The organism is Stenotrophomonas sp. ZAC14A_NAIMI4_1, from assembly GCF_003086915.1.
In the GTDB taxonomy this organism is placed as follows: domain Bacteria; phylum Pseudomonadota; class Gammaproteobacteria; order Xanthomonadales; family Xanthomonadaceae; genus Stenotrophomonas.
Window position 1 is genome coordinate 2060290 of record NZ_CP026002.1, and the last position, 22710, is coordinate 2082999.

At 69.3% G+C, this 22710-nt stretch carries 4 protein-coding genes; all 4 read right to left on the reverse strand.

The genetic code is table 11. The features are described from left to right. Positions 1-241 precede the first annotated feature (241 nt). Positions 242-1117, reverse strand: coding sequence for an RNA polymerase sigma factor RpoH (gene rpoH, locus C1926_RS09455; protein ID WP_079223786.1), 876 nt, complete (start codon positions 1115-1117; stop codon positions 242-244). A 299-nt stretch (positions 1118-1416) separates the two neighbouring features. Then, positions 1417-5115, reverse strand: coding sequence for a TonB-dependent receptor (locus C1926_RS09460; RefSeq protein WP_254057392.1), 3699 nt, complete (start codon positions 5113-5115; stop codon positions 1417-1419). 1 nt (position 5116) lies between these two features. Further along, positions 5117-20167: an Ig-like domain-containing protein gene (locus C1926_RS09465; RefSeq protein ID WP_159095064.1), complete on the reverse strand. Its 15051-nt coding sequence runs from the start codon at positions 20165-20167 to the stop codon at positions 5117-5119. Between the two features lie 114 nt (positions 20168-20281). Then, a complete protein-coding gene (locus tag C1926_RS09470; protein ID WP_159095065.1) occupies positions 20282-22438 on the reverse strand; it encodes a DUF11 domain-containing protein in 2157 nt (718 codons plus the stop codon). Between the last annotated feature and the right edge of the window lie 272 nt (positions 22439-22710).

Here is a 22710-nt window from a genome sequence, read left to right on the forward strand (position 1 = left end):
ATGAGGTCGTGAGCGTGCAGACTGACCGCCGCGTCGTGCATCGTCTGCAGCAGTCGGCTTTTCGCACGCCCCTTCTCTTGGGCTTTGGTCACTGCATGAGCCGCCGCAGAGCATCCACGCATGGCGTGGCTCTACTGGATGCCGTACCGCCGAAGTAGATCCACGCCATGCGTGGATGAGCCCCACAAACAAGAAAGGCCCGGCATTGCCGGGCCTTTCTTCATTCCAACGCCACTCCGCCTTACGCGGTGAACAGCGCCTTCATCTTCTTCAGCGCGTTCGCTTCGACCTGGCGGATGCGCTCGGCGGACACGCCGTACTCATCGGCCAGTTCCTGCAGCGTCACCTTGCTGTCGGCATCCAGCCAGCGGCGGCGGATGATGTCGCGCGAGCGCGCATCCAGCTCGGCCAGGCCTTCGCGCAGCAGCTGCATCTGGTTGTCTTCGCTGTCTTCCCGCTCGTAGGCCATCGACGGATCTTCGTCGTTGGACACCAGGAACGCAGCCGGCGACGGCGGCGCGTGGTCGTTGTCCTCGTCGGTCGGCGCATCGAAACCGATATCGCGGCCGGACAGGCGCGATTCCATTTCCATGACCTCGCGCTCGGACACGTTCAGATCCTTGGCCACGGCGCTGACTTCGGCCGCGTTCATCCAGCCCAGGCGCGTCTTCGACTTGCGCAGGTTGAAGAACAGCTTGCGCTGCGCCTTGGTCGTGGCGACCTTGACGATGCGCCAGTTCTTGAGGATGAACTCGTGCATCTCTGCACGGATCCAATGCACGGCGAAGGACACCAGGCGCACGCCCATGTCAGGGTCGAAGCGCTTGACCGCCTTCATCAGGCCGATGTTGCCTTCCTGGATCAGGTCGCCCAGCGCAAGGCCGTAGCCGTTGTAACCGCGGGCCACGTGCACCACGAAGCGCAGGTGCGAATGCACCAGCTCACGTGCGGCGTCCAGATCGTCACCGTCGCGGAAACGACGGGCCAGGTCCTGTTCGTCATCGACCGACAGCACCGGAATCTGGTGCACGGCACCGATGTAGGCGTCCAGCGAACCGAGCGCACTGGGAATCGGGAGATTGTTTGCCACAAGGGCAGTAGAGGTGTTCTGGCTCATAGGGGCTCATCTTAGCAGTCCGGCTTTTGGACTGCTAAAGCGGGAGGAAGTTCCAGTGTTCCGTCAACGGAACAATGGGCGATTCAACATCCCTACCCTATCGCGTATTGATGACAATGGCGAGCAGGCTCGACCATGGTCGAATACCAGTAAAATCAATCACTTGCCCCGAATAAAGTGCATGAATGGTCGTTTTGGGCCGCAAAATCCCATCGGCCCACCCCATTCAGCCCGGCAATGTTGCCGGTCGTTCAGCCCAGCCAGTCCGCGAGCGCCACACCCTGCGTGGCAAGGCAGCGCTAGTAGTACCCGGCCATGTTCAGGAAGAAGCCCTTCTGGTCGTACTTCAGCTCGGTCATGTCATCGCTGAACTCGGTGAAGTTGTAGCCTACGCCGACCTTGAAGTTCTCGCCCACGCGGCGGTCCACGCCCAGCAGCCAGCCCTTGCGCACGCCGCCATCGCGCACCTTCAGCCAGCGGTGCTCGGCCAGCCCCTCCCACTGCGCGAACAGGCGGTAGCGCAGCTGCAGGGCTGCGAAGTCGGCGCGGCTGTCCAGCCAGGCGCCCTCGCCACGACCGGTCCGGTAATCGCCCCAGCGCGAGGCCAGCTTGGCGGCCATCTCCCAGCGCTCGCCGATCTGGCGGATGCCTTCCAGCGACAGCACCTGCGAGCGCTGGTCGTACAGGTTGCCACCTTCCTGGCCCAGCGAGGCCACGTCATAGAGGTAGGTGAACTTGCCGAAGCCGGCCCAGCGCGTGTTGTCGTGCGGGCGCCAGGCGAAGCCGACGTTGGTCTCCACCAGCTTGGCATCGGCCACCGGGTTGATCCGGTCCTGGGTATCGGCGTAGTTGGCGCGCAGGGCGAAGCGCCAGTCTTCGTTGAGCTTGTACAGCAGGCGGTTGGTGGTCACCCACTGCTCGCGCTGCTCGGCACCGCTGTCGCGGCGGTACTCCAGCTTGCTGTTCCACTGCGCCACCGCATCGGTGCGGCCACCGCTGACGCTGTACGCGCGGCGGTTGATGCGGCCCACGGTGGATTCCAGCTCGCCATCCATCAGGGTGAAGCCGAGGTTCCAGCCCTGCGCCGGATAGAAATCCATGCCGAAGGTGTGCACCAGGCCCGCGCTGTCCTGCCGGCGGTCCTTCAGGTACTGGCTTTCGTTGTAGACGTTCACCTGGTTGCTCAGGCGCCAGCGCTGGCCGACCGTCCAGCCGCTCTGCAGGCCGCTGTCGAACAACGGATCGGTGCCGGTGCGGTCGGTGCTGTAGCTGTAGCTGCCGTACAGGCTGTGGTCGGGCGCCATGCGGTACTCGGCATCGACCTTGCCACCATGGCCGCGGCTGCCGCCACTGAGTTCGGCACCCACGCTGCTGCGGTCGCCAAACAGATAGCGCGCGCCCAGGGTCAGCAGGTCGTTCTTCTCATAGGCCCCGCCGTCATCGTCCAGCGTCACCTGGCCGGTGCCGTACAGCTCCCACGAGGAACCGAAGCGCTGGCGGTAGCCGATCGCCGCCAGCAGCGCCGAGACGTCCTGCAGTTCCTGTTCCTCGCGCACCCGGCGCAGTTCGCCGGTCAACTGGCCATCGTTGCCCAGCCGCCATTCGGCGGTCAGCTGGCTCTGCTCCAGCGCCAGTTCGCCCTGCTCGGTGCGGGTGTGGCGGCCATACAGGCTGAAATCATCGGTGAGGTAGCCGAGGAATTCCGCGCCGTATTCCTGGATCGGCAGGCCGGTGTCCTGGCGTGCCACCGAGAAACCGGCATCGACATCGCGCCACCATGCGCCCAGGCTCCAGTCCTGGCTGGTCCAGCCCAGCTCGCGCAGGTTGGCGCGGGCTTCCACCGCCGAGGCCTTGCCCGAACGGCGGCCTTCATAGGGGTTGCGGCGGATGAAGCTGAGGCCGCCGTTGTCCGAATAGAACACCGGCGCTGCGGTGGCATCGGTGCGGGTCTGTTCCATCTTCAGGTAGGTGCCGCGGCCGGCCTGCAGGGTCAGGTCGGCACCCTTCAGGCTGTAGTTCTCGCCGCTGCGGTTCTCTTCCACCCAGGTACCGCCCACCGCGACGTGATCGCCGATCCACTGGCGGCCGCGTGCGCCATAGGTCACATCGTCGCTGCTGAAGCCCAGCGGCACGTATTCGTAGTCCACCAGCAGCAGTTGGTCGTAGCCATCCAGCGGCATGTCGCGGGTGATGCTGCGCACGTTCTCGCGGGTCAGCTGCGCCAGCGGGCGGGTCAGGATCAGCCGGCCCTGCAGGTCGTCGATCTCGTAGTCCACGCCCTCCTGCAGGGTGGCGCGGGTTTCGGTGCGGCCGGTAGTGCGGTCGCGCACTTCCAGCACCACCTGTTCCGAGCCCGGCAGCAGATCGGTGTGGCGCAGGTAGTACAGGCTGCCGCCCGTGCCGAGGAATTCGCTGTGGCCGGGCGCCGACTGCGCTTCCGAACCGAACACCTTCAACTGCGAACGCGCTTCGCCCAGCGGCGTGGCCGACAGCGAACGCCAGTTCAACGCGCCGCCGTACAGCGAACGCACGTACTGGCCGTATTCGGTGCCGGTGATGCCGGTGGCGAAGTTGCCCCACAGGGCCTGGCTCTGGTCCCAGTCCACGCGCAGGTACAGTCGGCCCTGGGTATCGACATCGCGGTAGGTGGTGGAGTCATCACCGTACACCGGGTAGTACAGGTCCGGATCGAGGCGGCGGAACACATCCTGCGCATCGGCACGGCTGAAATCGCGGAACAGGTACTTCAGTTCGCGGTCCTGGGTGTCGGCCTGCGCCGTCACCAGGTATTTGCCGCGCATCTTGCCCTTCAGGTAGAACGCCAGCCGGCCTTCGCTGAGGAAGCCATCGGTGTCGCGGTCATCGGCGGCCAGCGGCTGCACGTTGCCGCTGGCACTGTTCTTGGACAAGGTGACATCGGCAATGGCGACCAGGAACAGGTAGCGGCCGGTCACGTCCACGTCCAGCTGGCGCTGCGCGGACGGTGCATCGCGCGATTCCACCCGCACGTCATAGCGGTGCTGGCCGACCGGCTCCAGGAATTCGGCAGCGAACTTCTGCTCCAGGTCGACCGGGAAATCCTGGCCGTTGATGCGCACCCGGCTGTTGGGTTCCAGGTTGCGGCCGTACAGGCGCACGCGCGAGCCATGGATGGGAATGTTCTGCAGGCGCAGCATGCTCTGCCCGTAGATGCTGTTGCTGACCTGCAGGTCCTGTGCGCTCGCCCCGTCCAGCGCCTGGCCGAGGGTCTTCTGCACGTTGTCGCGGGTCACCTGCAGGCCACGGTCGAAGTCGGCCGGGGTGACCAGCTGGATGCGCTGGATCTGCGTTTCATCAAACGAACCGCCGGCGCCGTACGCGCGTGCCACGTAGATCAGTTCATCGCCGGTGCGCAGCTTGAACTGTTCCGGCACGGTGCCATCCCATTCGGCATCGCCCACGTAGTCGGACGGCAGCTCGATGCGCGCCAGCGGCGTCACCAGGTCGGTATCGGTGCCGCGGTACAGGGTGACTTCCAGCTTCTCGATGAAGGAGGCGTAGTTGTTGTAGCTGTGGAAGCGCAGCGGGCGGATCACCCGGCCATTTTCGAACGGTACGGTGGCGGCAGCCTGCACGCTCAGGCTGGGCGGCACCATGCTCGGGTCTTCGGTGGCCCACACCACGCCGCCGTTGGGCAGCTCGGCCATGAACTGGCCACCGCGCGCGGACACGTCCGGGGTGACCGCCGGTACCAGCGGCACGCTGCCGGCGGCGGACGGATCGGCTTGCCCCGGCAGTGGCAGCAGCGGCGTGTCGGCGTCATCACCGATCCGCAGCAGCTCGCCGTCGTCGCTGCGGCAGGTATCACCCTCGCAGCGCACGTCGCTGGATGCCATCGGCGCGGCCTGCTGGGCCAGTACCGGGGGGGCGGCCAGCAGCAGGGCCAACACGCTGCAGGACATCGCATGGGGAAGCAGGGCTCGCACGATCAGGGCAGGGCTCCGGTGGTGGGTCTTCATCTCAGCGCCCCTCCCCGCTGTTGGGGCCGGCCGGCGGTGGCCCGCTGGGCGGTTCGATCGTCAGTTGCTGCAGGACGCGGCCATCACCGCCATGCACCTCGATGCGGGTGGCGGCGGCGACGTCGGCTGGCAGGCGGCTGGCCAGTGCGCCACGCACCGCCTGCGCACGCTGCTGGGCCAGGGCTTCCTCGCCCGCCGTGGCGACCAGCAGCACGCGGCCACCGCCGCGCGCCAGCAGTGCCTGGGCGGCCTTGTCCAGCACGCTGGCGCGGTCGGCGGCCAGCGTGGCGCTGCCCGGCGCGAACAGCGCCTGGCCCAGTTCCACCCGCGCCGGGCGTGGCACCACGGCGGCAGGCGTACCTTCGCGGCTCAGCACACCGTCGGGCATGTGCACGCCGAAGTCGAAGCGCGCCGGCAGGCCGGGGGTGATGCGCCGTACCAGCGGGTTGGGCGTGGTGAAGCGCGCACCGGCCGGCAGCGTCGACGGATCGACCTTGAGGATGAAGTTGCGGCCGCGTGCTTCGCCGCCCGGGATGCCGACCAGGTGGTAGCGCCCGAACGCATCGGTTTCCATCACCAGGCCTTCCACCGCCGCTACGCGCACGCCCGGGATGCCGCGTTCGCCGTCATCCTGGATGCCGTTGCCGTTGCGGTCGTCGAACACGCTGCCGATGATCAGGCTTTCATCCAGCAGCGGATCCACGCTGACATCGACGTCGGCCGTGGCCACGTTGGCGATGCTGCGGTTCTGCCCGTCGATGGCGGTGATGCGGTTGGTGTGCACGCCGGTGCCGGTGCCTGCGCCGACGCGCAGGTAGTACACCACCGTGGCGCGCTCGCCCACCGGCACGTCGATGCCGTCGATGCGCAGCGGCTGCACGCCACTGGTGCGCGCATCGTTGTCGGCATCGCGCACCGCGAAGCCACCACTGACGAAGGTGAAGCCCGGCGGCAGCGTATCCAGCAGCGTGGCGCCGTTGGCATCGACCTCGCCCACGTTGTCGATGGTGACGGTGTAGCGCACCAGGTCGCCGATCTGCGCACTGCGCTTGGCGGCCACCTTGGTCAGGCGCAGCACGACCTGCTGGCCGGCCACGGTCACCGCCACGTTGGCTTCGGCACACAACGGGGTCGGCACGCTCAGGTCGCAGACGCGGTAGCGGAAGCTGTCGGTACCGCTGAAGTCCGCGGCCGGCGTGTACGTGCATGCCCCGTTGGCGCACTGTACGGTGCCGTGTGCGGGTGCGGCCGCCACCTGCAGCGAGGCCGGGTCCAGCGGCGCGCTGCGGGTGGTGTCGTTGGCCAGCACGTTGATCAGCAGCGGGCCGCTGGTTTCGGCGGTCACCGCGTCATCGACCAGGGTCAGCACGTTCGGCTCGACGGCGATGGCCACCGATGCGCTGGCACACATCGACGGATCGGCGACATCGCAGACCTGGTAATCCAGGCTCTGGATACCGGCGAAGTTGGCCAGCACCGCGAAGCGGATGTGCTTGTTCGGCAGCACCGTGGCATCGCCATACGGCGGCGGCGCGGTGATGGTGACAGTGACCGTGGCCGGATCCACCGGCGTGCCATCCACGCGGTCGTTGCCGAGCACGTCGATGTCCACCACGCCGTTCTGCGGCATGTCGACGCGGTCATCCTCGGCCACCACGCCCGGCTCGGCGGCGATGACGGTCACGGTGACGGTACCGACGTCGCAGACGGTGGGCTGGTTGACCAGGCACAGCGTGTAGGTGGTGCTGTAGCTGCCCGGTGCCAGGCCCGCAGCGACGTCCACCCAGCCATCGGCGCTGAAGGTCAGGGCGTTGGTGGCCACCGGCACGAAGTTGACCTGGGCCGGGTCGAGCGCGGCACTGTTGAAGGTGTCGTTGGCGAACACATTCAGCAGGCGGGTGCGCCCTTCCGGCCCGACCGGGCCACCCGTGTCATCCACCGCCAGCAGTGCGCCCACCGGGCCCTGCACCAGCACGGTGGCGATGGCGGTGGTGCAGTTGGTCGGCACGCCGTTCTCGCACAGCTGGTAGGCCAGCTGCACCTGCCCGGCCTGTACGCCCGGGGCCACCATGATCTGGCCCTGGTTGTTCATGGTGTAGCCCGGCGTGCTGCCGGTCAGGCTGGCCACCACGCTGCCCACCGGCGGCGGCGAGACGTTGTTGAAGCTGTCGTTGTCCAGCACCGAGCGGGCGATGGTGCCGCCCACCGAGGGATCGACCGGCGTGCTGCTGAAGTCATCGTTCACCGCCAGCACCACGTTGGCCGCGCCACCCACGTTGAAGGTGACGGTGGCGGTGCTGCACAGGGCCGCGTTCGGCGCGGGCAGGCAGACCTGGTAAGTGAAGCTGACCGGCCCGCTGGTGCCCACCGGCGGCGTGTAGGTGAAGCTGCCATCGGCGTTGAACAGCAGGCCCGCCGGGGCCGTGCCCTGCACGCTCCACACCGAACCAGCCGGCATGTTGTCGTTGCTGGCCACGCTGTTGGCCAGGGTCTGCCCGGCCTGCACGCTGAAGGCATCCGGCTGCGGCGCGGGGCTGACCACCACGGTCACGCTGGCGGTGGCGCAGTTGCCGGGCGCGGCCACTTCACAGACCTGGTAGGTGACCGTGGTCGGCCCGGACGTGACGCCGGTGCCGATGTTGATCGTGCCGTCCGGGTTGATGCCGAAGCCGGCCGGTGCGCCCACCAGGGTCAGGGTCACGGTGCCGGCCGCCGGCGGCGATGTGCCGTTGAGCGAGTCGTTGGCCAGCACGCTGGGCGTGGTGCCGCCCGGGGCGATGCCGCTGAAGCTGTCATCACCCGCCACCAGGGTGCCGGTGTTGACGTTGAGAGTGACCGACGCGGTGCCGCACTGCGCGGCATCCGGTGCCGGCAGGCACACCTGGTAGGTGAAGGTGACCGCGCCGAGGGTGCCGGCCGGCGGCGTGTAGGTGAAGCTGCCATCGGCGTTGAACACCAGGCCCGGCGGCGTTGCGCCCTGCACGCTCCAGGTCGAACCGGCCGGCATGTTGTCGTTGCCCGCCACCGTGTTCGACAGCACCTGGCCCGCGCGCACGCTGTAGGCATCCGGCTGCGGCGCCGGGCTGACCACCACGCTCACCGTTGCGTTGGCGCAGTTGCTGGGCGCGGCCACCTCGCACACCTGGTAGGTGATGCTGGTCGGGCCGGAGGGCACGCCGCTGCCGATGCTGATCGTGCCATCGGGGTTGATGCTGATGCCGGCCGGCGCGCCGACCAGGCCCAGGGTCACCGTGTTCGCCGGCGGCGGGGTGACGCCATTGAGCGAGTCGTTGCCGAGCACGCTGGGCGTGGTGCCGCCCGGGGCGATGCCGGGGAAGCTGTCATCGCCGGCCACCAGGGTGCCGGTGTTGACGTTGAGGGTGACCGTGGCGGTGCCGCACAGCGCCGCATCCGGTGCCGGCAGGCAGGCCTGGTAGGTAAAGGTGACCGCACCGGTGGTGCCCACCGGCGGCTGGTAGGTGAAGCTGCCATCAGCGTTGAACACCAGGCCGGCAGGCGCGGTGCCCTGCAGGCTCCAGGTCGAGCCGGCCGGCAGGTTGTCGTTGCCGGCAACGGTGTTGGACACCGTCTGCCCGGCCTGCACGCTGAACGCATCCGCCTGCGGTACGGGGCTGACCACCACGTTCACCGTGGCGGTGGCGCAGTTGCTGGGCGCTGCCGCTTCACACACGCGGTAGGTCAGCGTGGTGGCCCCGGAGGTGACGCCACCGCCGATGTTGATCGTGCCATCGCCATTGATGGCGAAGCCGGCCGGCGCACCCACCAGGCCCAGGGTCACCGTCCCGGCGGCCGGCGGCGACACGCCATTGAGCGAGTCATTGGCCAGCACGCTGGACGTGGTACCGCCCGGGGCGATGCCGCTGAAGCTGTCATTGGCCGCCAGCAGCGTGCCGGTGCCGATGTTGAAGCTGACCGTGGCGGTGTTGCACAGCGCCGCGTTCGGCGCGGGCAGGCAGGCCTGGTAGGTGAAGCCGACCACGCCGGTGGTGCCGGCAGGCGGCGCATAGGTGAAGCTGCCGTCGGTGTTGAACACCAGCCCGGCCGGCGTCGCGCCCTGCACGCTGAAGCTGGAACCGGCCGGCATGCTGTCGTTGCCCGCCACCGTGTTGGAGAGCACCTGCCCGGCCTGCACGCTGAAGGCATCGGGCTGCGGCGTCGGGCTGACCACCACGGTCACCGTGGCGGTGGCGCAGTTGCTCGAGGCCGCCGCTTCGCAGACCTGGTAAGTCAACGTGGTGGTGCCTGCAGTGACGCCGGTACCGACGCTGATCGTGCCGTCGGCGGCGATGGTGAAGCCGGCCGGTGCACCGACCAGGCTGACGGTGACGCTGCCAGCGGCCGGCGGCGACACGCCATTGAGCGAATCGTTGGCCAGCACGCTGGGCGTGGCGGTGCCCGGGGCGATACCGGTGAAGCTGTCGTTGCCCGCCACCAGGGTGCCGCTGTTGACGTTGAGGGTGACCGTCGCGGTGCCGCACAGCGCCGCATCCGGTGCTGGCAGGCAGGCTTGGTAGGTGAAGCTGACAGGGCCGGTCGTGCCCGACGGCGGCGCGTAGCTGAAGCTGCCGTCGCTGTTGAACAGCAGGCCCGCCGGCGCCGTGCCCTGCACGCTCCAGGTCGAGCCGGCCGGCATGTTGTCGTTGCCGGCCACGTTGTTGTTCACCGACTGCCCAGCCTGCACGCTGAAGGCATCGGCCTGCGGTGCCGGGCTCACCACCACGTTGACGCTGGCGGTGGCGCAGTTGCTGGACGCCGCCACTTCGCAGATCTGGTAGGTCAGCGTGGTGCTGCCCGACACCACGCCGCTGCCGACGCTGATCGTGCCATCGGGATTGATGCCGAAGCCGGTGGGCGCACCCACCAGGCTCAGCGACACCGAGGCAGCCGGCGGCGGCGTCACGCCATTGAGCGAGTCGTTGCCGAGCACGCTGGGCGTAGCCGTGCCCGGTGCGATGTTGCTGAAGCTGTCATCGCCGGCCAGCAGCGTGCCGGTGTTGACGTTGAGGGTGACCGTCGCGGTGCCGCAGACGCTGCCGTTCGGCGCCGGCAGGCAGGCCTGGTAGCTGAAGGTCACGGCACCGAGGGTGCCGGCCGGCGGCGTGTAGCTGAAGCTGCCATCGGCGTTGAACACCAGGCCGGCCGGCGCCGTGCCCTGCAGGCTCCAGGTCGAACCGGCCGGCATGTTGTCGTTGCCGGCCACGTTGTTGACCAGCTGCTGGCCGGCCTGCACCGAGAGCGCATCGGCCTGCGGCGTCGGGCTGACCACCACGGTGACGCTGGCGGTATCGCAGTTGTTGGCCGCCGCCGCTTCGCACAGCTGGTAGCGCAGCGTGGTGGAACCGGCCAGCACGCCGCTGCCGACAGTGATCGTGCCATCCGGATTGAGGGTGAAGCCGGCCGGTGCGCCCACCAGCGACAGCCGCACATCGGCTGCCGGGGCCGGGCTGGCGCCATTGAGGCGGTCATTGGCCAGCACGCTGGCGGCCGACGTGCCACCGGCAACCACGCCGGTGATGACGTCATCGCCAGCCACCAGGTCACCGTTGTTGATGTTGAGGGTGAACGTGGTGGTGCCGCACAGCGTCGCGTTCGGTGCCGGCAGGCAGGCCTGGTAGGTCACCGTGATCGGCCCGGCGGTGCCGGCCGGCGGTGCATAGGTGAAGCTGCCATCGGTGTTGAAGCTCAGCCCGGCCGGTGCGGTGCCCTGCACGCTCCAGGTGGAACCCACCGGCATGTTGTCGTTGCCGGCCACGCTGTTGGCCAGCGTCTGCCCGGCCTGCACGGCGAAGGCATCCGGCTGCGGCGCCGGGCTGACCACCACCAGCACGCTGGCGGTGTCGCAGTTGGCCGGCGAGGCGGCCTCGCAGATCCGGTAGGTCAGCGTGGTCGGGCCGGACTGCACGCCGGTGCCCACGGTGACCAGGCCATCAGCACTGATCGAGAAGCCGGCCGGTGCCCCGACCAGGGCCAGCGTCACCGTACCGGCAGCCGGCGGCGACACGCCATTGAGCGAATCGTTGGCCAGCACGCTGGTGCCCACGGTGCTGCCCGGCGCGATGTTGCTGAAGCTGTCGTCGCCGGCCACGAGGGTGCCGTTGTTGATCGTGAGGGTGGCCGTGGTGACGCCACAGACTGCCGCGTTCGGCGCAGGCAGGCAGACCTGGTAATCGAAGGTGACCACGCCCAGGCGACCCGCCGGCGGCGTGTAGGTGAAGGCACCGGTGGCGGTCATCACCAGGCCATCCGGCGCGGTGCCCTGCACGCTGTACTGCGCACCCGGCGGCACGTTGTCGTTGCCCGCCACGCTGTCCGACAGCGTCTGCCCGACCTGCACGGCGAAGGCATCCGGCTGCGGCGACGGACGGACCACCACGGTGACGCTGGCGGTATCGCAGTTGTTGGCCGCAGCGGCTTCGCAGATCTGGTAGGTCAGGGTGACCGGGCCGGAGACCGCGCTGGACGGCACGCTGATCGTGCCCTGCGGGGTGATCGCATAGCCGGCCGGCGCACCGACCAGGCTCAGCACCACCGTGGCATCGGCCGGCGGCGACACACCATTGAGCGAATCATTGGCCAGCACGCTGGTGCTGGAGGTGCTGCCGGCGACCACACCGGACAGGGTGTCATCGGCCGCAACCAGCGCGCCGTTGTTGATGTTGAGGGTGAGCGTGGCGGTGCCACACAGGTTGGCGTTGGGTGCCGGCAGGCAGACCTGGTAGGCCACCACCACCGGACCGCTGGTCCCGGCGGGCGGCGCATAGGTATAGCTGCCATCGGCGTTGAAGCTGAAACCTGCCGGCGGCGTGCCCGGCAGGCTCCAGCTGGAACCGGCCGGCATGTTGTCGTTGCTGGCCACGCTGGCGCTGAGGCTCTGCCCCACCTGCACGGCGGCGGCATCATCCTGCGGTGCCGGGTTGACCACCACGGTGACGCTGGCATTGGCACAGTTGCCCGGCGCCACGGCTTCGCAGATCTGGTAGGTCAGCGTGGTCGGGCCGGACATCGCACCGCTGCCCGCGGTGATGGTGCCGTTCGGATTGAGGGTGAACGCGGCCGGTGCACCGACCAGGCTCAGCACCACGTCGCCCGGCGCAGGCGGGCTGACGCCGTTGAGCGAATCGTTGGCCAGCACACTGGCGGCGGACGTGCCGCCCGGGGCAATGCCGGCCAGCGTGTCGTCACCGGCCAGCAGGGTGCCGTTGCTGACGTTCAGCGTGGCCTGCGCGGTGGCGCAGCTCGCAGCGTTCGGTGCGGCCAGGCAGGCCTGGTAGAGGAAGGTGACCGCGCCGGTGACGCCGCTCGGCGGCGTGTAGCTGAAGCTGCCATCGGTGTTGAACACCAGGCCGGCCGGCGTGGCGCCCTGCACCGTCCAGCTGGAACCGGCCGGCATGTTGTCGTTGCCGGCCACGCTGGCCGACAGCACCTGCCCGGCCTGCACACCGAACACATCGGCCTGCGGTGCCGGCAGGATCACCAGCGCGATGCTGGCAGTGTCGCAGTTGCCGGCCGACGCCGCTTCGCAGGCCTGGTAGGTCAGGGTCAGCGGGCCGGACACGATGCCGGCAGGCACGGTCAGCACGCCATCGGCCGCGAGCACGAAGCCGGCCGGCGCGCCGACCAGGCTCACCAGCACCGTACCGGCGGCCGGCGGCGAGACGTTGTTGAGCGCATCGTTGGCCAGCACGCTGGTACCGGTGCTGCCGCCCGGCGCGACGGTGAAGCTGTCATCGGCCGCCGCCAGCGTGCCGTCGTTGATGTTGAGCGTCACCGTGGCCGTGCCGCACAGCGCCGCATCCGGCGCAGGCAGGCAGGCCTGGTAGGTGAAGGTCACCGGGCTGGGCGTATTGGCCGGCGCCGTGTAGATGAAGCTGCCATCGTTGTTGAAGGACAGGCCGGCCGGCACGGTGCCCTGCACCGAGAACTGCGAGCCGGTGGGCAGGTTGTCGTTGGCGGCCACGTTGCCGTTGCTGATGGTGCCCGCCGCCAGCACCGAGTAGGCATCGGCCTGCGGCGAGGGGGTGATCACCAGCGCCACCGTAGCGGTGTCGCAGTTGCTCGGCGCGGCAGCTTCGCAGATCTGGTAGGTCAGCGTGGTGGCGCCGGACAGCACGCCACCCGGCACGGCGATGGTGCCGTCGGGATTGATGGCGAAGCCGGCCGGCGCGCCGACCAGGCTGAGCTGCACGCTGGCGGCCACCGGCGGCGTGCCGTCGAGGCTGTCGTTGGCCAGCACGCTGGCCGTGGTACCGCCCGCCGCGATGCCGCTGAAGCTGTCGTTGGCGGCGGCCAGGGTGCCGGTGTTGACGTTGATGGTGGCCGTAGCGGTGCTGCACACCGCCGTGTTGGGCGCCGGCAGGCAGGCCTGGTAGGTGAAGGTGACCGCCCCGAGGGTGCCCACCGGCGGCGTGTAGTTGAAGCTGCCATCGGCAGTGAACGCCAGCCCGGCCGGCGGGGTGCCCTGCACGGCCCAGCTGGAGCCCGCCGGCAGGTTGTCGTTGGTGGCCACGCTGGCACCGGTCAGGCTCGCGCCGGCCTGCACCGCGAACGCATCGGCCTGCGGCGCCGGGGTCACCACGAAGGTGATGGCCGCGGTGGCGCAGTTGGTCGGCGATGCGGTCTCGCACAGCTGGTAGGACAGCGTGGTGGCGCCGGCCGGCGCGCTGGCCGGAATCTGCACGCTGCCATCGTTGTTGATGATGAAGCCGGCCGGCGGCGCCACCAGCAGCAGCTGCACGGCCGCCGACGGCGGCGGGGTAACGCCGTTGAGGACGTCGTTGGCCAGCACGCTGGGCGTCACCGAGCCGGCCGTCAGCGGCGCGGCGAACGCATCGTCGTTGGCGACGATGGCACTGACGGCGATGGTGAGGGTTGCCGTGGCGGTGCCGCACACGGCGGCATCCGGCGCAGGCAGGCAGGCCTGGTAGCTGAAGGTGACCGGGCCCAGGGTGCCCGCCGGCGGCGTGTAGGTGAAGCTGCCATTGGCGTTGAACACCAGGCCCTGCGGCGGCGACGGCACGTTCCAGGTGGAACCGGCGGGCATCGCGTCATTGCCGGCGACGTTGCCGGTATTGGCCTGGCCGGCCTGCACGCTGATGGTGTCGTTCTGCGGCGTCGGCCGCACCACCAGTGCGATGCTGGCGGTGGCGCAGTTGTTGGCCGCCGCCGTTTCGCACACCTGGTAAGTCAGCGTGGTGGCGCCACTGGCCGCATCGGCCGGCACCGACACCGTGCCGGTGGCGCTGATGCTGAAACCAGCCGGTGCGCCCACCAGCGTCAGTGCCACATTGGCCGGTGCCGGCGGGCTGATGCCATTGAGGGTGTCGTTGGCCAGCACGCTGGCGGTGGCAGCACCCGGCGCGATCGCACCGAAGCTGTCGTTGTTGGCCAGCAGGGCGCCGTTGTTGATGTTCAGCGTCGCCGTGGCGGTCGCGCATACCGCGCTGTTCGGCGCAGGCAGGCAGGCCTGGTAGACGAAGCTGGTCGGGCTGGTGGTGCCGGCCGGCGGCGCATAGGTGAAGCTGCCATCGGCGTTGAAGGTCACGCCGGCCGGCGGCGTGCCCTGCAGGGCGAAGGTCGAGCCCACCGGCATGCCGTCATTGCTGGCCACGTTGGCGGTGACCGACAGGCCCGCCTGCACGGCGAAGGCATCGTTGGCCGGCGCCGGTGCGACCACCAGGGCCACGTTGGCAGTGGCGCAGTTGGTCGTGGCGGCCGCTTCGCAGACCTGGTAGGTCAGCGAGGCAGCGCCCGATGCGGTGCCGGTGGCCACGGCGATCGTGCCATCGGCGGCAATCGAGAAACCGGACGGCGTACCGACCAGGCTGAGCACCACGTCGGTCGCGGCCGGCGTCGTACCGTTGAGCGTGTCGTTGCCCAGCACGCTGGACGTGGCACTGCCGGCGGCGACCGGTGCGGCGATGGTGTCATCCACCGCGACCAGGGTGCCACTGTTGACGTTGAGGGTGGCGGTGGCCTGGGCGCAGATGCCGTTGTCGGGCGCCGCCAAGCACACCTGGTAGTTGAAGGTCACCGCGCCGCTGAAGCCGGCCGCCGGGGTGTACACGAAGCTGCCATCGGCATTGAACGACAACCCGGCCGGTGCAGTACCGACCACGCTGAACTGCGCACCGCTGCCGACGTTGTCGTTGCCCCCCACCGAACTGGCCAGGTCCACGCCGGCCGGCGTGGACAGCGCATCGTCGACGGCCGACGGTGCTACCACCAGGCGCAGCGTGGCAGTGGCGCAGTTGCCCGGCGCCGCCGCTTCGCACAACTGGTAGGTCAGCGTGCGGCCACCGGCCGGCACGCCCGCGGCAACGCTCACGGTGCCATCCGGGTTGAGGCTGATGCCGGCCGGTGCACCGGCCAGGCTCAGCAGCACATCGGCGGCGGCCGGCGGCGTGCTGCCATTCAATGCATCGTTGAGCAGCACCGACGGCGTGCTGCCACCGGTCACCGGGTTGACCGGCGTGCTGCTGAAATCATCGTTGTTGGCTGCCAGGCTGCCGACCGTGATGTTGATGCTGGCCGTGGCGGTGGCGCACAGCGCGGTGTTCGGTGCCGGCAGGCAGGCCTGGTAGGTGAAGGTGATCGGGCTGGCCGCGTTGACCGGCGGCAGGTAGGTGAAGCTGCCACCGCCGCCGAAGCTCAGGCCGGCGGGCGTGGCGCCGACGATGGTGAACACCGCACCGGCCGGCACGTTGTCGTTGTCACCGACACTGCCGTTCAACGGCTGGCCGGCGGCAGTGGAATAGCTGTCGTTCTGCGCCGACGGCGTCACCACCAGGCGGATGCTGGCACTGGCGCAGTTGCTGGGCGCAGCGGTTTCGCAGATCTGGTAGCTCAGCACCGTGGCGCCGGCGGCGGCGCTGGCAGGCACCTGCAGCAGGCCCGCCGTGGTCAGCGCATAGCCCGACGGCGCGCCCACCAGGGCCAGGGTGACGCTGCCGGCCGGCGGCGGCACGCTGCCATTGAGGCTGTCGTTGACCAGCACGCTGGTGCTGCTGGTCGCGCCCGGCGCCAGCGGCGTCGCGCTGAAGTCGTCGTCCATCGCCATCAGGGTGCCGGCGTTGACGTTGATGGTCGCCCCGGCCGTGCTGCACAGCGCGCCGTCCGGTGCCGGCAGGCAGGCCTGGTAACTGAAGCTCACCGGCCCGGTGAAACCGGCCGGCGGCGTGTACTGGAAGGTGCCGTCGCGGCCCAGCTGCAGGCCGTCCGGCGTGGTGCCCGACACCGTGAACACTGCACCCACCGGCGCATTGTCATTGCTGGCCACGCTGCCCGACAGCAGCTGCCCGGCCGGCGTGGAGAACACGTCGGCCACGGCGGTGGGCGACACCACCAGGCGGATCTGCGCCGAGTCGCAGTTGCTCGGCAGCGCGGTTTCGCACAGCTGGTAGGTCAGCGTCAGCGCGCCCGACGGCACGCCCGCATCGACGTTCAATACGCCATTGGCATCCAGGGTGAAGCCCGACGGCGCACCGACCAGGCTCAGCAGCACATCGGCCGATGCCGGCGGCTGGGTACCGTTGAGGCTGTCGTTGAGCAGCACCGACAACGTGCTGCCACCACCGGCACCGATCGGGGTCGCACGGAAATCATCATCACCGGCGACCAGGGTGCCGGCGTTGACGTTGAGGGTGACCGTCGCGCCCGCGCACACCGTGCCGTTCGGCGCCGGCAGGCAGGCCTGGTAGGCGAAGGTGACGATGCCCTGGGTGCCGGCCGGCGGCGTGTAGGTGAACGCACCGCCAGCGGCCAGCACCAGGCCCGCCGGCGCGGCGCCGGTAACGCTGAAGGTGGCACCGGCGGGGACATTGTCGTTGCTGCCGACATTGCCGCTGACCGGCACGCCCACCGCGGTGCTGACGTTGTCATTCACCGCCACCGGTGCCAGCAGCAGCTGCACCGCACCGTCATCGCAGTTGGTCGGCAGTTCGGCCTCGCACAGGCGGTAGCCGAAGTTCACCGCACCCGCAGCGGCGCCACCGGGCACCGAGATGGTGCCGTTGGGGTTGAGCACGTAGCCGCTGGGCGCACCCAGCAGGCTCAGGATGACTTCGGCCGGGGCCGGCGGAATCGCACCGTTGATGGTGTCGTTGGCCAGCACGCTGATGGTGGTGCCACCGGTGGCCGGATTCAGCAGGCTGCCGCGGAAGTCATCGTCGTTGGCGACCAGCGTGCCGGCGTTGACGTTGATGGTGGCCGTGGCGGTGCTGCAGACGGTGTTGAACGGCGCGGCCAGGCAGGCCTGGTAGCTGAAGGTGGTGGTGCCGGTGTACTGCGCCGGCGGCGTGTAGGTGAAGCTGCCATCGGCGTTGAACACCAGCCCCTGCGGCGCGGTGCCAGTGACGGCATAGGTGCTGCCGGCAGCGACGCGGTCGTTCACCGACACATTGCCGCTGACCGCGCGACCCACCTGGGTGCTGAAACTGTCGGCCACGGCCTGCGGCGCGATGACCACGGCGATGGTGGCGGTGGCGCAGTTGCTGGTGCCGGCCTGGCACAGCTGGTAGGTCAGGCTCAGCGGTCCGGCCGGAGCACCCGCCGGTACCTGCAGTTCGCCGGTGGGCGCCAGCGTGAAGCCGGCCGGCGGCGCGTTGATCAGCGACAGGGTGGCCTGCGCTGCGTCGATCGCCACACCGTTGAGCGTGTCGTTGGCCAGCACGCTGGCGGTGGTGCCGCCGGTGCCGGGCACCGGCGCGGCGGTGAAGTCGTCATTGCCCGCCACCACGGCGGCGACCGCCACGTTCAACGTCACCGTGGCTGCATCGCAGATGCCGCCATTGGGCGCCGGCAGGCAGACCTGGTAGCGGAAGCTGTCCGCGCCCGAATACGTGCCCTGCGCGGTGTAGCTGAAGCCGCCATCGGCAGCGACGCTGACCGTGCCGTGCGCGGCACCGGCGAGCAGGCTGAACTGCGATCCCGCAGGCACGTTGTCATTGCCGGCCACGGTGTTGGCCAAAGCTACGCCCGCGGTCGCGGCAAAGCTGTCGTCCACCGCATCAGGGGCGATGACCAGCTGCACGTTGGCGGTGGCGCAGTTGGTGCCGCCCGGCAGTTCGCAGATCTGGTAGGTGAAGGCATAGGCGCCCGCTGCGGCGCCGGCGGCTACCTGCAGCTGGCCGGCAGTGTTGGCGGTGACGCTGGCCGGTGCACCGCTCAGTGCCAGGCTGACGCCCGCCGGGGCCACCGCCGTGCCGTTGAGGGTGTCGTTGCCGAGCAGGCTGACGGCGGTGGTGGTGCCTGGCTGCAGCGGCGTGGCGAACAGGTCGTCGGCGGCGGCCAGCTGGTTGGCAGCCACGCTCACGGTCACCGTGGCGGTATCGCAGACGGTGGCGTTCGGTGCCGGCAGGCAGAGCTGATAGGTGAAGGTATCCGGCCCGGTACTCGCGTTGGCCGGGGTGTAGGTGAAGGTGCCATCGGCATTGACCACGGCCGTGCCGCGGGTGGCCTGGGTGCCCAGAGTGAAGACCGAGCCGCTGGCGAAGTTGTCATTGCCAGCCAGGGTGCCGGTCACCGGCCGGCCACCGCCCGGGGTGCTGACCGCATCGTCCACCGCATCCGGGCTGACCACCAGGTTGGCAGTGGCCGTCGCGCAGTTGGTGGCGGCGTTGGCATCGCACATCTGGTACGTCAACGCCCGCGGACCCGCAGCAGCGCTGGCCGGCACGACGATGGTGCCGTTGGGGTTGATCGAGAAGCCGCTGGGCGCACCGACCAGGCTGAGCGTCACCTGCGCCGGCGTGACCGGGGCGGTGTCGAAGGTGTCGTTGCCCAGCACGCTGGGCGTGGTGCCACCCGCACCCGGCAGCAGCGGCGCGGCGAAGGTATCGTCGTTGGCCACCAGCACGTTGGCATCGACCACCACCGATGCGATCGCCGTCGAACAGACGCTGGCATTCGGCGCAGGCAGGCACACCTGGTAGTTGATCTGCACGGGCTGGGCGATATTGCCGGCCGGTGCGTAGGTCAGCGTGCCGGTGCTGCTGATGGTTGCACCGGCCACCGGCGTACCGGTCTGGCTGTAGGTGGCGCCGGCCGGCGCGTTGTCGTTGGCGGCGAGGTTGCCGGTGAGCGATGGCGTGCCCGCGTTCACGTTGTAGCTGTCAGCCACGGCCGTCGGCGCGATGACCAGGCTCGCGGTGGCGGTGGCGCAGTTGGTCGGCGAGGCGTTCTCGCAGATCTGGTAGCCGATCGGCGTTGCGCCTGCCGCGGCACCGGCCGGCACCGCGATGACGCCCGCGCTGTTGATGGTGAAGCCCGCCGGCGCGTTCTGCAGCGAAATGATCAGGTTGCCGCCGACCACCGGCTGGCCGTTCAGGGTGTCGTTGCCCAGCACCGTCGGCGTGCTGCCACCGGTGGTGGAGGAAACGGGCGTGGTGAAGCTGTCGTTGGCCGCGACCAGCGCGTTGGCCTGCACCGGCACGGCCGGCGTGGTGGCGGTGTTGTCGCCCGGGGTCGGGTCGGTGGTACCCGACGGCAGCACCAGCGACACGCTGTTGGCCGGCACCGTGGCCGGGGTTGCGGCCGGCGCCGTGCCGTTCACCAGCAGCACCACGCTGTCACCCACGCCCACGCTGACCAGCACGTTCACCGCGTTGCCGCTGCCGCTGGGCTGCGCACAGGACGACGCCGCCGTGGTCGGCTGGCAGGTCCAGGCCACGTTGGTCAGCAGCGAGGACACCGTATCGACCACGCCCACGCCGCTGGCCGCCGATGGCCCGGCGTTGTTCACCTGGATGCGGTACTGCACCGGCCCGCCTGCAGCCACCGGGCTGGCGCTGACCAGGGTCTTGCTCACGCTCAGCTGCGCCTGCAGGGCCAGGGCGTTGGTATCGGTGGCGCTGTTGTTGCCCGGCGTGGGGTCAGCCACGTCGGTCGGCGCGGTCACCGTAGCGGTGTTGTTCAACGGGTTCGGGTAGCTCTGTGCCAGCAGCGGCGGCGGCAGCAGCAATGCCAGCACGGCCATGGCATGCGCGATGCCGGCCAAAGCCCTGCCTGCCCTGCCCTGCCTGCCCACTGCTGCCATGCGTCCGTCCTCGAATGCACGCCGTCGCCTGTTCCAGGCATCCGGCATCGGTGGTCCTGTCCTTCCCCCGCGCGGGGCATTCCCCGCGCGCACTGCACTGCACTGCACCGCGCGCTAGTAGGCGCCCGGGTTGTTGCTGAAGCTGACCGGCACGCTGATCGTTGCCTGGCCACCGTTGGCCAGGTTCACGCCCACGTTCACCGCATTGCCGCCTGCCGCGCCGCCGCTGGCCGCCGCGCAGGTACTGCCGCTGGTCGCGCTGCACGTCCACGCGCCACGCAGGGTGGTGCCGTTGGGCAGGGTGTCGGTGACCGTCGCATTGGTCACCGCATCGGGCCCGTTGTTGACCACCTGCAGCGTGTAGGTCGCAGTGCCGCCGGGCGTATAGGTGCCGCTGCCATCGCTCTTGGTGATCGACAGATCGGCCTGGCGCGTGCGGTTGGTGATGCGGCACACCAGGGTGGTGGCGGTGGCGGTCATCGCCGGCGCCTGCAGGGTGAAGCTGCCCCCGCTGCCCGACGAAACCACGGTGTTGTTCTGGTCGGTGCACTGCCAGGTGCTGGCATAGCGGGTCAGCGTGGTACCGGCCGCCGCCGCCTCGGCCAGCGCATAGCTGCCACCAGGCACGGTGATGATCGCCGCCGTGGCGCCGTTGTTGCCGACGTTGCTGGCCGAGCCCACCGTGCTGCCGTTGTAGCTGATGGACAGGTTGAAGCGGCCGGTGTCGCTGGTCGGCTGCAGGTCCTTCACCAGCTGCAGGGTGGCGGCGCAGGCCTGGGTCACGCCTTCCACGGTGAACACCGCCTGGCCCACGCGGATGCCGAGCAGGGCCAGCAGGTTGTCGACCACGCCGCCGAGCACCGCAGTCAGCACCGGCGTCACCACCGCATTGACCAGCGTGCGCACCGGCGTCAGCAGCGTGTTGACGATGCCGTTGACCAGATCGGCCACCGGCAGTGGCAGCGGCAACGAGCCCAGCAGGGTTACCTGTGGATTGCCACTGATGAGCTGGATGTTGAGTGAGTTGACCAGCGTGGAGACCAGCGTGGCCGCGCTGACCGTGCCGGCGGTGAGCGTGCGTGTCTGTGGGTAGGGCCCGGTGAAACTTGCGCTCTGCAGGCCCGGTGTCGCCGTGGCAAAGCCACGGATGCCCACCGCGATCGGGATGGTGATGTCGGCTACCGGCACCGTGGCGCCCAGCAGGGTCACGCCCACCCGCACCTTCACGCTGAGGCTGGTCAGGGTGGCGGTGGTCAGCGCCGTATCGGTCAGCACCGTGCTGCGGTTGAAGAAGGTGGCATCGCTGATCTGGCCGACATACAGGTTGACCAGGCCCGGGCGCGCCTGCAGGGTCACCGCGTTGCCGACCAGGTTCACCGCCGAGATCGACCCTTCGGCGCGTGCGACATCGGCGTAGACCTGCAGGTGCAGCACGTCGGCGCTGATGCTGGTGTTGGACAGCGAGACGCCGAGCAGGTTGAGGCCATTCAACGCGGCGGTCAGGGTGCCGGTGTTCAGGCCCTGCACCAGGTCCAGGTCGAGCTTGATGCGGATGGCCGCGCTGTGGAATGCCGCGCCCACCGTGCCGCAGTTGTAGCTCGGCGGTTCGATCACCTGCGCCCACAGGCGCACGTTGGCCACGCCGTTGAGGCCCAGGGCCGCGGTGTTCACCGTGATCGGGGTCGGCGTGGTCAGCACGTTGCGGAAGTTGTAGAGCTGCACGCCGCCGGTCAGCAGGTCGAGCACGTTCAGGCGCACCGTGGCCAGCGAACCGGTCGGCAGCGCGACCTGCAGGATGTCGGCCAGGCGGATGCTGCCGGAGGTGCCGGCCACGCCCAGCGGCAGCACGTTCAGTACGTTGGCCGCAGCGGTCTGGCCATCGGCCTGCAGCACCTGCACCATCGCCGCACGCAGCTGGCCCAGGGTGATGTTGGTGTTGAGCACCTGGCTGGGGTCGCTGACGGTGACGCCGCCATTGAGCTGGGTCAACAGTGCATTGAGGTTGACGTTGGCGCCCGCCAGGCTGTTCCAGTCGGCGACGCTGAGCGTGAGACTGGTGCCCGGCAGCAGCGCGCTGAACAGCAGGTTGAGGATCGGGCTCTGGGTGGAATCAACCGACACCAGGCGCGGTCCAGCGCTGACGCAGGCCCCGGCAGTGCAGGCGGACTGGGCCTGTGCGCGGCCCAGGCAGGAGAGCACTGCCAGCACCACAAGCATCACCAGCGCCTGCCAGCGCAATGACGATGCTTTCACGCCCTTCACATTAACCATGCATCGTTCTCCGCCGATTTTTGGCAGAGGCACGCCGTGGCGACGTGATCAGCGCGTCGTCCTGGAGTAATCGCTCCGCCGGTGTCGCTCCCTGCGTGGGACTGCGTTCATTTCCGGTTCGGTTCGATTAATCCGGGGCAACGAAAGGCCGTCAAACAAGACGGCGTGAAATCGGGGGGAAGAGGCGCTTGCTGGCGCGCAGGAACGACGCGCAAGCCTCTTGAAGTGCAGAAAGGGACAGCAATTCTGTACACGCAGAAAAAGTATTGCTG